Here is an 11,923-nt window from a genome sequence, read left to right as displayed (position 1 = left end):
ATAATAAATATGCTTCCTTCTATGGTCACTGTCTCAAAGTCTTTATTTTAGTAATGTTCGCACAAATATGAGGTAGATTTGATCATTTAATCGAACCCAAAATATTTGCACAAAAAACCAGCATGGCACCTCATCTTCACACACTGGTTTCACCTCATTCTTTTAACAAACACCCTTTGATAAAATCATCTATTTCCTGAAAACAGTGATTTTTCGATTCAGCGTGAAAAGCCGTGGAATATGGATTCGCGAATCCATGCTCTCCCTCTACTATTGTCACGCGAAGTTTTTCCTTTTTCCCCAAAACACTCGCAAGCTCCTGGGGGTTAAAGGATGCTTCGACTTCCGGGAAAAATAACAGCGTTTTGCAGGCAGGCACAAGATCAATGTCATCTCTGATCCTTGAACCATAAAACCCAATGACTCCGGTAAACAACTGCTCATATTGACTGCATCGCCAAGCAATGGTTGCCCCCACACTAAAACCTAACAGAAATATGTCTATCGCGGCATTCTTCGTTTTTAACTCTTTTGCCACATTCAGTACGCTCATTATCGGCTCATCAAAACCAACTTTATTCATAAAATAGCCGTATGCCTCTTTCTCTTCGACATAGGAGAATTGTTTCGCCTGTCCTAATAAATGAGGACAATAAACCTCAAAACCCGCTTTGTCGAAATAATGGATCATACTCTTCATATGATCATTTATTCCGTATATTTCGTGTATTAAGATCATGACAGGTTTTTGTTTCGATGTATGCAAATGATCACACTTCCCTTTCGTTCACTGTAGGACCACTTCATTTTCTTAGAGAGCTCATCACAACAAATTTTACCATTAAATAGGTTATCTAACATTCTTGATCATGCGTTTTGTTTTATTCATTTTTTGATTTGGGTATAGATCTACGTTTGTCCGTTCAACCATTTGCGGGCATAAAGTTGGTGAGATTCGCTCAAGCTAGTTTCAAATGCTTTACTTTTAGGTTGCTTCTCTGTAAGATCATATGTTGTAAATACCAACAAGAAAAGTGGGGAATAAAATGAAAAAAATGTTCTTTGCCATTATTTTAGGCGCTTGTGTTGCATTGATCACAGCATGTGGATCAGCTGCAAACGACAGCGCAAATAAACAATCTGGGTCTAAGGAATCAGGTGACCTTTGGAAGTCCATTCAGGATAAAGGCGTATTAACCATCGGTACAGAAGGTACATATGCTCCTTTCACCTTCCATGACAAAAAAACAGATAAATTAACTGGCTATGATGTCGAGGTCATCACAGAAGTCGCAAAACGTCTTGACTTAAAACCAGAATTCAAAGAAACACAATGGGACAGCATGTTTGCTGGTCTGAATTCAAAACGTTTTGATGTGGTAGCGAACCAAGTTGGTAAAACTGGACGTGAAAATCAATATGATTTCTCTGACAAATACACAACATCTCAAGCCATTGTTGTGACAAAATCAGATAACAATGACATCAAGAAACTTTCTGATGTGAAAGGCAAAAAAGCAGCACAATCATTAACAAGTAACTATAACAAATTAGCTACAGATGCTGGCGCTAAAATTGAAGGGGTTGAAGGTCTTGCACAATCCATTCAATTGATTCAGCAAGGGCGTGCTGATTTGACGTTCAATGATAAATTAGCTGTCTTGAATTACTTGAAAACAAGCGGTAACAAAAACCTAAAAGTTGCATTTGAAACAGGAGATCCACAAGAAACGTATTTTGCCTTCAGAAAAGGCAGCGGCGAAGTCGTTGACAAAGTGAATGGCGCATTAAAAGAAATGAAAAAAGATGGTACACTTGCTAAGATTTCTAAGAAATGGTTTGGTGAAGATGTTACAAAGTAATACCCTAGGAGTCGTCATTCCTTGGGATCTTCTTCAGCAATCTTTTTGGCCAATGGTGATGCAGGGGATTTATTATACAATCCCCCTTGCCATCATTGCCTTCATTATTGGTCTTTTTATCGCGCTTGTGACAGCTCTTGCTAGAATGTCTAAAATTAAAGCCCTCAGATGGATTTTCTCCATCTATGTGTCGGCCGTTCGCGGAACGCCGCTTTTTGTGCAATTGTTTATTATTTTCTATTTCTTTCCGACATTTAATATCACACTTGATCCATATCCAAGTGCTATCATCGCTTTTTCTTTAAACGTAGGTGCGTATGCTTCGGAAATTATCCGTGCATCCGTCCTATCTGTTCCAAAAGGACAATGGGAAGCGGGGTATTCGATTGGGATGACCCATCGCAAAACGCTCGTCCGCGTGATTTTACCGCAGGCAGTGCGTGTATCGATTCCGCCGCTGTCTAATTCATTCATTAGTTTGGTGAAAGATACATCGCTTGCCTCCCAAATCCTCGTGGCAGAGATGTTCCGTAAATCACAGGAAATTGCTGCGGCGAACTTGGATCAAATTTTATTTATTTATATGGAAGCAGCCCTGATCTATTGGGTATTCTGCTTCATTCTATCGCTCGTTCAACACCAAATTGAAAAACGACTTGATCGATATGTCGCAAGGTAAGGAGGGAACGACATGCTAACAGTCAAAGGCTTAAACAAATCCTTTGGTGAAAATGAGATTTTAAAGTCGATTGATTTTACGATCAACAAAGGGCAGGTTGTGGCGATTCTTGGTCCATCAGGTTCAGGAAAAACAACGATGCTTCGCTGTTTAAATGCACTTGAAATTCCAAATGCCGGCTCCTTTACCTTCGATGATTTCTCGATTGATTTTTCTAAAAAAAATAAACAAGCTGATTTGCTCAAGCTTCGCCGGAAGTCAGGCATGGTGTTTCAAGATTATCATCTGTTCCCACATCGCACTGTTCTTGAGAATGTGATGGAAGGTCCAGTCCAAGTCCAGCGCCGTCCGAAAGAAGCGGTGCGAAAAGAAGCGATTCAGCTTCTGCAAAAGGTAGGACTTGAGGATAAAAAAGATTTGTATCCCTTCCAGCTGTCAGGCGGTCAAAAGCAGCGTGTCGGCATTGCCCGTGCACTTGCCATTCAGCCAGAGCTTATGCTTTTTGATGAACCAACCTCTGCGCTTGATCCTGAGCTTGTCGGGGAAGTCTTAAAGGTCATGAAGGATTTAGCGAAAGAAGGCTGGACGATGGCGGTTGTCACACATGAAATCAAGTTTGCCCAAGAAGTGGCGGACGAAGTGATTTTTATTGATGGCGGCGTCATCGTCGAACAAGGTCCTCCGGAAGAAATCTTCAAACGACCAAAGGAAGAACGAACAAAACAATTCTTAAACCGGATTTTGAATCCAGTGTGATCAAAAAGGCTGTTCTCATCATGTGAGAACAGCCTTTTTTTACCTCTTTCAAAGTAAGCGATTACATTAAGCAAAGCCATTTAAAGGGGCGTGCGAGTATGTTACGATTGAAATCGAGTGTTTAAGAAAGAAGGGAAAGCTTTTGAAGCGGGAACATCTTTTACGTTGGTTTTTTTATTTTGTTGGATTGGTTGTACTTGCTTTTGGACTATCGCTGACAGTGAAGGGAAAGATCCTTGGCATTGGTCCGTGGGACGCTTTTCATTATGGACTGTTTCAGCATTTTGGTTTAACCATTGGACAATGGTCGATCATTATTGGTGCACTGATTGTGACACTGACATCTGTTTTCACGAAATCTTTTCCAAAGATCGGCGCCCTGCTCAATATGGTGCTGATCGGCGTGTTTATTGATTTCTTTAATGCAGTATTACCTGCACCACATGGGTATTTACCTGCTTTATATGTGTTTATTACGGGCGTGATTGTGTCTGGGTATGGCGTTGGCATTTATGTCTCAGCCAACCTTGGCGCTGGGCCAAGGGATTCATTAATGTTGCTCATCTCAGCAAAAACGGGGCTGAACGTGCAGTGGGTTCGAAATGGTATTGAGTTAACCGTGCTCCTATTTGCATGGATGCTCGGCGGCCCGATTGGCATTGGAACGATTCTGACGGCTATCTTTACCGGACTCGTCCTTCGCTTTTCATTGCCACAATCGACACGGCTCTTGCAACTGCTCATTACAAAAACAGCGGAGAAACCTGTTCAGACCCTTACCCGATAAGAACAAGCCATTCTACTAAATGAATGGCTTGTTTTGTGCTAAACTAAATAGACGCAATATTCTTAAAACAGGAGATGATCCTCTGATGCAGCTTTTCCATTATCATTACTGGACACCATTTGTTGAGGAGACAGAGAAGGCGTACACCTCATTAGGCTTTGAAGTAAAGGGGCGTTTCGCAAAGGAAGGTTCCTTTCCCCCTCCGCAGACATGGGATGATTTTAGAGAGAAGAAGCCCTCTTTCCGAATCATTGAGATGAGAAAGGGACAGATCAATATCACATTTGGTTATAGTAAAAAAGTCCTTTTTGATCACATCGGCTTTCTAGTGACTGATGATGAATATGATCAGCTGCTGGTACAAGCGCAAAAGAGAAACTGGGCAATCCAGACTGGGGAGCGAAGAACGTTTCTTTCTACACCGATGCGCTTAAGGCTTGAATTGCAGCGGCGGACAGATGTGATTGAAACTGGTGAAGAAGCAATTGCCGAGATGACGATCGCAGTACCTGATTTGACTCATACACCTACGGTCGATCAGTTGCTGGACGGTTTGACACAACCTATTCATTGGAAAAAGGGAGAACGTCTCTCTTTACTTGAAGTGAAGATGATAGATTCTCATGGGATGAATACGACCGATCCAAACGGTGTTCACGTCCTCACACAAGGATAAAAAGCAGCGAGATACGCTGCCTTTTTTATGATTGTTTACGGATTGGAATCCAAATCAATGTCACATGATCTGGAGAATTTATCTCTCCATCTAAAGGATACGTTTCCATCTCCATTCCCCCAGCATGCTCATATCCTGAGGCAGGAAACCATTCTGTGAAAATACGTGTCCATGTTGAATGCACAGCGGTTTCGACAGGCCCTTTTGCCTGAAATACAGCCCACGTACTGGCCGGAATCTGTTCGACTGTCATGGTCGAATCTGGTTCTTCCTCACCTTGCTCAATTCCAATGATATAGTCAAATGTTTCAAGCGTTTCATCAAAATGCGCACATACACCGATATATCCGAGTTCTCCAGCTGCATGAGCCAGTGAATCCGTCCATCCTTCTTGATTGACACGCTTCCAAAAGGCGGGAATATCCTGTTTGTTTTGGCTATTCTTTGTTGTTGTCTTTAGTCTTCTGCCCATGATTGAAAATGAATCCTTTTCCACAATTCGATAATGCATCGGTTCGACTCCTTTTATTTGAAGTTCGAAGGAGAGACGGGGGTAGGCTTTCACTGTAAACTCGCCTGTTTTCACTGCTGCCGGTGTATATCCGTGATGCCGCTTGAAGGCTTTCGCAAACGACTCTGGGGTTTCATAGCCATACTTCACCGCCGCATCAATGACTTTCACTTGCTTGGTCATGAATTCTTCTGCCGCAAGGGTTAATCGTCTTTTGCGAATATATTCTGCTACTGCAATTCCCGTCAGCATATGGAATAGCCGCTGATAATGAAATTTAGACATACAGGCGGCCTCTGCCACTTCTTCGATCTGCAAAGGCTGATCCAGCCTCTCTTCCATATAATTGATACTATCCATGATCAAGTGAATCATTTTTCCCTCTCCTTCCTTTTCCACTATATCGAGAACCGCCCGCACCTTCCTGTCATTTTGTGCTTTCATTGAACAGGATGTCTGTTTCTCTTTTGCAGAGGTTCATCCAATGGTACAATAAATGTAAAAAATCGAGGTCCGTTATGAAGATTTTCGCTATTCAATTACAACCTTTAGATGATAAAAATGCACGAAAACAAATAGAACAGCTGAAGCCTTTTGTGTCACTTGAAAAACGCGCCGCCGCTGAGCGCTTTCGTTTTTTGATCGATGCAAGAAGAACGCTTTTAGGTGAGGTACTGATTCGTCACATCATTCATGAGATGTACGCACTGCCTATGGAACAGATCATTTTTGAAACAGAAGGGAATGGAAAGCCTGTTGTCCGGCAAATTCCTTCTTTTCATTTTAATCTTTCTCACTCTGGTGATTGGGTCGTGGGCGCAGTAGATGATGCGCCTGTTGGCATTGATATTGAAGAGATTAAACCGATTGATTTAGCCATTGCCAAACGATTTTTTTCAGCTGACGAATATCAAGATTTACTCTCACAGCCGGCAGACCGGCAGGAAGCCTATTTCTTTCATTTATGGTCCATGAAGGAGGCTTTTATTAAGCTGACAGGGAAGGGAATATCCTATGGTCTTTCATCCTTTACCGCTCGCTTGTCAGAGGATGGACAGGCTACTTTGAGATTACCTGATCACGAAGCCCCTTGCGTTGTCCAAACATATTCACTTGATCCTGCCTACCAAATGGCGGTTTGTACAAGAAAACCCGCTGCGGCTGAGCACGTCGAGATACTCACTTGTGAGAACATGCTGTCTCGCCTTAATAACGTGTGATTTGTTGAAGTGATGACTTGAGCAAATCGACGCCTCGTGCGATATCCTCTTCTTTTACATGCCAAATGTTCAGTTGAAGTATAGGCTCCTTATGATAAGTAGAAATGAAATGGCGGTCGATCGGCTGAACCATCACAGAAGCCTTTTTTAGCTGCTGAATGAGCTGATTCATCGGAATGGACCGGTCGACACGAACGTGGGTATGGGTAGCTGGCTCCTCTTCTCCCAGCTCATAAGCGCCTTGATCATTTTTCAAACAGGCCACAAGTTGTTTGGATCGAGCTCTATAGGTCGCCTGCATCCTTTCTCTATGACGCTCAAACATCCCGCTTTTCAAATAAATTTCTAAAGCAGCCTGCGAGAGCATTGAGCTGTCGATATCTATAAGCCGTTTATGTTCACTAAAGGGGCCAATCAGCTCGTTTGGTAAGACGACAGCACCTGTTCTAAGCCCCGGAAAAATGATTTTTGAGAAGCTTTTTAAATAAATGACCTTCCCCGCCTGATCATATGAATAGATCGGGTCTCTTTTTGTATCGAATTCTAAATCAGCCAAATAATCGTCTTCAACGATGTAGACATCATATGCTTCGGCAAGGGCTGCAATCGCTATTTTTTCTTGTTTCGACAGACTCGTTCCAAGCGGGTTTTGAAACCTTGGCATCGTATAGAAAAAGCGAATATCCTCCTCTCGGAAGATACGCTCCAATTCCTGAAGATCGAGTCCGTTTTCCGTCCGCTGAATCCCCCGGACAGGCAGCTGGTTTTTCTCTAAGTATTGGAGGAATAGGTGATAGCCTGGCTGTTCGACCAATATGGTCTGTTTTCCATTTGGAAACGGGATGGTGCTTAAAATCGATAAAGCCAGCTGAATACCAGAAGTCATGACGATCTGTTCTGGAGAGGCAAACACTTGATAATCCGTTAAACGCTTTGAAATGATTGGCAGTAAAGATGGTAATCCATTGGTGGTGCCATAGATAAATAAATCATTTTGATACAGATCAATCGCTTGATTGATGCAGTGCTGAAAATCGACATATGGAAACACAATGGGATCAGGCGCAGAGGAAGCAAAATCAATCCATGTGCTGCCCTTCTTAACGGCTGACTGATTGGTTTTCACGACAAAATAGCCACTTCTTTCTACAGAGTACAGCAAGTGTTCACGCTCTAATGTGTCTAGTGCTTTTATGACAGTGCTTTTGCTCACAGCATATTGAGCCGCTAAGTGACGAATGGATGGAATTTTCATTCCAGCATTGTATTCACCGCTCTCGATTTTGTTTTTTATATTCAACACAAGCTGATCATATTTCCTCACAGTACTACCCTCCTTGTACCGGTACAGATATCAATAACTCTGATTGTACACTTTACTTGATCCGTTTACGATAAAAAGACAGAACCGGTCAATTCAACTGAAGCATGCATGCTCGTGTAAGGAGAAATCTGATGGATATGTCAAAACAAAAAGCGTATGCTGCTTCGATCGCATACGCCTGTATTATTGGTTTTTCATTCTTGTTTGTCAAAGTAGCCTTAGCATCAGCGAATCCGATTGATGTATTGGCACACCGATTTACCGTTTCTTTCGCAGCCGCTCTTTTGTTATTTCCATTTTTACGAAAAAAGTACCGTTTTTCCATTCAATGGCGTGATCTCATTTACATTGTGCCATTTTCCTTGCTTTATCCTGTGTTGTTTTTTGCATTTCAAGTGTGGGGGCTGATGTTCACCTCTTCATCAGAGGCCGGCATTATTCAGGCGACCATCCCTATTTTGACAATGGTGCTTGCAGCATGGTGTTTAAAGGAACGTCCTACCTCGATTCAGGTGCTGTTTACCATTCTTTCTGTGTCCGGGGTGATGCTCCTCTTTGTGGTGAAGGGAATTGATGTGAAACATTCTCATCTCATCGGCTATGTGCTGATCTTACTTTCAGCCTTATCATCCAGTGCCTATAGCGTATTTGCCAGGGTGATGACACGGCGATTCCATGTCATTGAACTGACTTTCGTGATGACATTCTTTGGATTTGTCTTCTTTAATGCTGCTGCTCTCATTCGGCACTCGGTACATGCTACACTACCGCAGTTTTTCAATCCGTTTACGCAGCCATCCTTTGTATGGTCTATGCTCTTTTTAGGCATTCTCTCATCACTGCTCACAGCGTATTTATCAAACTATGCTCTTTCCCACCTTGAAGCAGCAAAGGTGAGTATTTTTAACAATCTATCTGCTTTCATTACCATTGCCGCTGGCGTGCTTATTTTACATGAAACGATTGATATGGTTCACCTCATCGGAGCTGTGCTCGTCATTGGCGGAGTGATTGGCGGGAATGTGGTGAGGAAGGGGAATTCAACACAGAAGAACTAGACAAAACTAACATCAAAACCATTTATTGTCTTGTGTTTTTTTGTATAATAAGGAGAGAGAACCTCTCCTTATTATACAAACTAAAATGGACGTGTTATGAGTGCATATATTTATAGTATTTACAAAGATATTGATCCTCAACGAGTTAAGAGGCTATCAACGTAACAGACCTTATTTATATGTGTTATTTGCGATGAACTACATACTAGCACCACTCTTCCTAGGTGGACTGCTTGCATTTTTTATCAAAAACGTATCAATCATCTACATCTCATTTTTCATTTTTTTAACAACGATTCACCTTGATAAAAGTCTTATGCGAATCTTATTTTCTTCAGATAAAAAACAGATGTCCATCCTGAAATTGAATATGGATCAATATATTTTCGGGAAAGATATGAGTAAATTTTTCGGTGTCATGATTGGTTTTATATGCTTTTTTTTAGGTTCTTTCTGCATGACTTTAAACACACATGCTTTGCATCATTCTTTTATTCTTGGAGCCTTAGGCATTAGCTCGTTATTATTCGGATATTTACTTAGATTGAACTTATTATTACTTCTTACTAGACCTAGAGTCTTTTCAATCACACCCATGATTCAATACATCACCACTGGGGTCATTGCTGCTTGGATGTTTTTTGTTTTTAAATTCGAATTATTTTCTATTCCTTTTTCTAACCAATTGGTGCTTACGCTTGCTGCTTTGATCTTTCTTACTAGTCTTATTTTATTAATCAATTGGAAAAAGAACATTAGATATTCGCCTATCTTCCATTCAGAGGAGAAGGATAGACATCATCAAAACACAACATCAAGATCTTTCAATCATATTTTATTTTTTGAAATCACCCTTCTTTTGAGAAACCCTCCAATACAATGGTCGGTTTTACTATTTATATTAACAATATCTGGTGGTCTATTAACACTCATTCTGTATGGTGTTCATACAAACCAAATCGAAACAATGAATATAGAAAATGATTTTTTGTTTATTTTTAGTGTTATGTTCCCTATGATTTTTATTTCTAACGCCCTTCAATCTTATGTCTCTTTTGATGTTGATGGTCCCATTATTCCTTTAAAACATAGGTTACCTCACTTTATAAAGAACAAAATAAACTCTAAGTTGATATTATCCGTTTTATTACATATGTTTTTTTGTACTGTATATACTATCTTTTCTACTTTTACAATAAATGTAGATCACCCCTTTTATGTGATATTTACTTTGTTAGTTAGTAGCGTTTTAATAGGCGTATGCACAGTTGGTTCTACTGTTCTATTTCCTTATTTTAAATGGGAGTATGTGTATCAAGTTCCTAGCACACTGAGCAAATTAACATTAAACCTTTGCTTCAGTTTCATTTTAGGCTTATCCGTTATGTCCTCATATAACCTAGCCTCTTTTATTGCGGCAAATACGATCATGATTGTTTGTACAGTGATCATCATCGTCATCATGTTTTTATTTTGGGATAAAACGATTAACAAAAACTGCAAATCAGTTAAAACATTATTCGAGTGAGGGATTGTATGCTTTCAATTCATGATCTAATCAAGGAATATACAGAGTCAAACTTCAAAATATCAATTCATGAATTACATTTTCATCAAGGCTCAATTGTTGGATTATTAGGCAAAAATGGCGCTGGAAAAACAACCATTCTTGAAATAATCGCGGGGTTGATCTCACCAGATAAAGGTGAATTAATCATACAAAAAGATATAGAAAATGGTTTTTCAACTGTCGGTTACATGGAAGATGATCCAACACTTTTTGAAAACTTAACATGCTTCGAATTGATTAAATATCAATCCATGTTAGTTGAACAACCGTTAAATAAAAAACAGATTCAACATTTATTAGAAAAATATGGGCTTGAAAAACAAGCCCATATTCGCTCTTCTTCTCTATCCCGAGGGATGAGGCAGAGGATTTCTTTTATATTAACCACCTTACACAATCCAGCTATAATCTTATTAGATGAACCATTTACCGGTCTAGACCCAGCAAATATGACTCTTATGAAAAGACATCTAAGAGAATTTAAGGCTCAAAATAAAACGATCATTCTTTCTACGCACATCCTTCAATTTGCCGCTAACTTATGTGACGAGATCCTTTTTATAAATGAAGGACAAATCGTTCATTCAGAAAAAAAACCTTCTGAAGAAACATTTGATGAAGGTCAGCTTGAAAAAAGATTCTTTGAAATGTTATCCTAAATAGCAGTTTATCTACGTTTAAAATGATATTTAACCATAGAAAACAACGGCCCTCGTTTGACGGGGCCGTTGTTTTCTTTTATTGACTGATGAATTGCCTTTTTGTTGTCTGCTCAATGACATGCCTCATATGTTCTGCGAACTGCTCGAGGTGTGTGTTGATATACATGTGGCCTCCTTCGAAATCAGTACGTTCGATGGCGTTTGCCCATGTTAGCCAGCCGTCTGCGTCTTCCATGCATTTCTTATCTTGCTTTCCGTTCAATAAATAAACGGGTGATTTAATGATTGTTTTGTCTGTGTGCTGGAAGGATTCTAATGCTTGATAGTCGGCACGTAAGGATGGTGTAAAGTAATCCATCATTGGCTTGTTCTCTAACAATTCTTTTGGAATCCCGCCCATTTCAGCGATATGCTGAACAAATGCTTCATTCGATAAATGGGTCAATATTTGTCTTTTTGTTTGCGGTGGCTGAATGGCAGAAATGACAACCGCTGCCGGATCGATGCCTTCCCTTTCTAGCAACTGAGTCAGCCTGTACACCACAAGTCCGCCCATGGAATGTCCGAACAAAATAAATGGACGGTTTAATTTGCCTGTCAGTCCTTCTTTATACAATTCAGCCAGCCGGTCAATGCTTGTTTCAAGCGGCATGAGGTTCGTTCCATGACCCGGAGGCTCTGCTGCTGTCACTTCGGCCGTGTCCTTCAGCTGTTCAAAGAGCGGACGGTAAGAGGCGGAATATCCGCCTGCAAAAGGAAAACAAATAAGCTGAATGAGATCTGATTTTTTTTCAAAGGTTTTAAATAATTGGTTCATA

13 protein-coding genes are annotated in these 11,923 nt (G+C 40.5%); 9 read left to right on the top strand and 4 right to left on the bottom strand.

From position 1 onward, the window contains the following. Window positions 1-154 precede the first annotated feature (154 nt). Window positions 155-766: a dienelactone hydrolase family protein gene (locus ACTJKA_RS17985; RefSeq protein ID WP_047202711.1), complete on the bottom strand. Its 612-nt coding sequence runs from the start codon at window positions 764-766 to the stop codon at window positions 155-157. 280 nt (window positions 767-1,046) lie between these two features. Here ACTJKA_RS17985 and tcyA point away from each other — a divergent pair, with 280 nt between their 5' ends. The 5 genes from tcyA to ACTJKA_RS17960 all read left to right on the top strand — a co-directional run bounded on the left by tcyA (window position 1,047) and on the right by ACTJKA_RS17960 (window position 4,760). Beyond that, complete coding sequence (tcyA, locus tag ACTJKA_RS17980) at window positions 1,047-1,862, top strand: cystine ABC transporter substrate-binding lipoprotein TcyA (protein ID WP_007498178.1); 816 nt, start codon at window positions 1,047-1,049, stop codon at window positions 1,860-1,862. Further along, a complete protein-coding gene (locus ACTJKA_RS17975; protein WP_017366604.1) occupies window positions 1,849-2,541 on the top strand; it encodes an amino acid ABC transporter permease in 693 nt (230 codons plus the stop codon). Before tcyA ends, ACTJKA_RS17975 begins: the two co-directional genes overlap by 14 nt. A gap of 12 nt (window positions 2,542-2,553) precedes the next feature. Further along, a complete protein-coding gene (locus ACTJKA_RS17970) occupies window positions 2,554-3,297 on the top strand; it encodes an amino acid ABC transporter ATP-binding protein (RefSeq protein WP_007498183.1) in 744 nt (247 codons plus the stop codon). 142 nt (window positions 3,298-3,439) lie between these two features. Further along, window positions 3,440-4,084: a YczE/YyaS/YitT family protein gene (locus ACTJKA_RS17965; protein WP_048001285.1), complete on the top strand. Its 645-nt coding sequence runs from the start codon at window positions 3,440-3,442 to the stop codon at window positions 4,082-4,084. An 85-nt stretch (window positions 4,085-4,169) separates the two neighbouring features. Continuing rightward, the gene (locus tag ACTJKA_RS17960) at window positions 4,170-4,760 is read left to right on the top strand and encodes a hypothetical protein (RefSeq protein WP_017358533.1); all 591 of its coding nucleotides are present in this window, start codon (window positions 4,170-4,172) and stop codon (window positions 4,758-4,760) included. A gap of 25 nt (window positions 4,761-4,785) precedes the next feature. On the opposite strand, the gene ACTJKA_RS17955 is transcribed toward ACTJKA_RS17960, so the two are convergent. After that, a complete protein-coding gene (locus ACTJKA_RS17955; RefSeq protein WP_268358203.1) occupies window positions 4,786-5,646 on the bottom strand; it encodes an effector binding domain-containing protein in 861 nt (286 codons plus the stop codon). Window positions 5,647-5,789: 143 nt separating this feature from the next. Here ACTJKA_RS17955 and ACTJKA_RS17950 point away from each other — a divergent pair, with 143 nt between their 5' ends. Next, a complete protein-coding gene (locus ACTJKA_RS17950; RefSeq protein ID WP_156061312.1) occupies window positions 5,790-6,491 on the top strand; it encodes a 4'-phosphopantetheinyl transferase family protein in 702 nt (233 codons plus the stop codon). Here ACTJKA_RS17950 and ACTJKA_RS17945 read toward each other — a convergent pair. After that, entirely contained in the window at window positions 6,478-7,815 is a 1,338-nt protein-coding gene (locus tag ACTJKA_RS17945) for an aminotransferase-like domain-containing protein (RefSeq protein ID WP_268358200.1), read from the bottom strand. The genes ACTJKA_RS17950 and ACTJKA_RS17945 overlap by 14 nt on opposite strands. A 131-nt stretch (window positions 7,816-7,946) precedes the next feature. Between ACTJKA_RS17945 and ACTJKA_RS17940 the strand changes: the two genes are divergently transcribed. The 3 genes from ACTJKA_RS17940 (at window position 7,947) to ACTJKA_RS17930 (ending at window position 11,102) form a co-directional block, all read left to right on the top strand. Continuing rightward, the gene (locus ACTJKA_RS17940; protein WP_336750140.1) at window positions 7,947-8,873 is read left to right on the top strand and encodes a DMT family transporter; all 927 of its coding nucleotides are present in this window, start codon (window positions 7,947-7,949) and stop codon (window positions 8,871-8,873) included. Between the two features lie 193 nt (window positions 8,874-9,066). Next, the gene (locus ACTJKA_RS17935) at window positions 9,067-10,401 is read left to right on the top strand and encodes a hypothetical protein (protein ID WP_234884869.1); all 1,335 of its coding nucleotides are present in this window, start codon (window positions 9,067-9,069) and stop codon (window positions 10,399-10,401) included. 8 nt (window positions 10,402-10,409) lie between these two features. Then, a complete protein-coding gene (locus tag ACTJKA_RS17930; protein ID WP_007498206.1) occupies window positions 10,410-11,102 on the top strand; it encodes an ABC transporter ATP-binding protein in 693 nt (230 codons plus the stop codon). A gap of 79 nt (window positions 11,103-11,181) precedes the next feature. Here the strand turns inward: ACTJKA_RS17930 and ACTJKA_RS17925 are convergent, their stop codons facing one another. After that, window positions 11,182-11,922 (bottom strand): thioesterase II family protein, encoded by a 741-nt coding sequence (locus tag ACTJKA_RS17925; RefSeq protein WP_048001291.1) that lies wholly within the window; start codon window positions 11,920-11,922, stop codon window positions 11,182-11,184. Window position 11,923: the final 1 nt, after the last annotated feature.

The organism is Bacillus sp. 22190, from assembly GCF_052045575.1.
Taxonomy (GTDB): Bacteria; Bacillota; Bacilli; order Bacillales; family Bacillaceae; genus Bacillus; species Bacillus altitudinis.
This window is presented reverse-complemented; position numbering and strand designations above follow the sequence as displayed.

Bases quoted from the DNA above. Each gene is read 5' to 3' on its own strand.
- ACTJKA_RS17950 (WP_156061312.1), top strand. From the start codon at position 5,790: ATGAAGATTTTCGCTATTCAATTACAACCTTTAGATGATAAAAATGCA.
- ACTJKA_RS17975 (WP_017366604.1), top strand. From the start codon at position 1,849: ATGTTACAAAGTAATACCCTAGGAGTCGTCATTCCTTGGGATCTTCTT.
- ACTJKA_RS17970 (WP_007498183.1), top strand. From the start codon at position 2,554: ATGCTAACAGTCAAAGGCTTAAACAAATCCTTTGGTGAAAATGAGATT.
- ACTJKA_RS17935 (WP_234884869.1), top strand. From the start codon at position 9,067: ATGAACTACATACTAGCACCACTCTTCCTAGGTGGACTGCTTGCATTT.
- ACTJKA_RS17955 (WP_268358203.1), bottom strand. From the start codon at position 5,646: ATGATTCACTTGATCATGGATAGTATCAATTATATGGAAGAGAGGCTG.
- ACTJKA_RS17960 (WP_017358533.1), top strand. From the start codon at position 4,170: ATGCAGCTTTTCCATTATCATTACTGGACACCATTTGTTGAGGAGACA.
- ACTJKA_RS17940 (WP_336750140.1), top strand. From the start codon at position 7,947: ATGGATATGTCAAAACAAAAAGCGTATGCTGCTTCGATCGCATACGCC.
- ACTJKA_RS17925 (WP_048001291.1), bottom strand. From the start codon at position 11,922: ATGAACCAATTATTTAAAACCTTTGAAAAAAAATCAGATCTCATTCAG.
- tcyA (WP_007498178.1), top strand. From the start codon at position 1,047: ATGAAAAAAATGTTCTTTGCCATTATTTTAGGCGCTTGTGTTGCATTG.
- ACTJKA_RS17930 (WP_007498206.1), top strand. From the start codon at position 10,410: ATGCTTTCAATTCATGATCTAATCAAGGAATATACAGAGTCAAACTTC.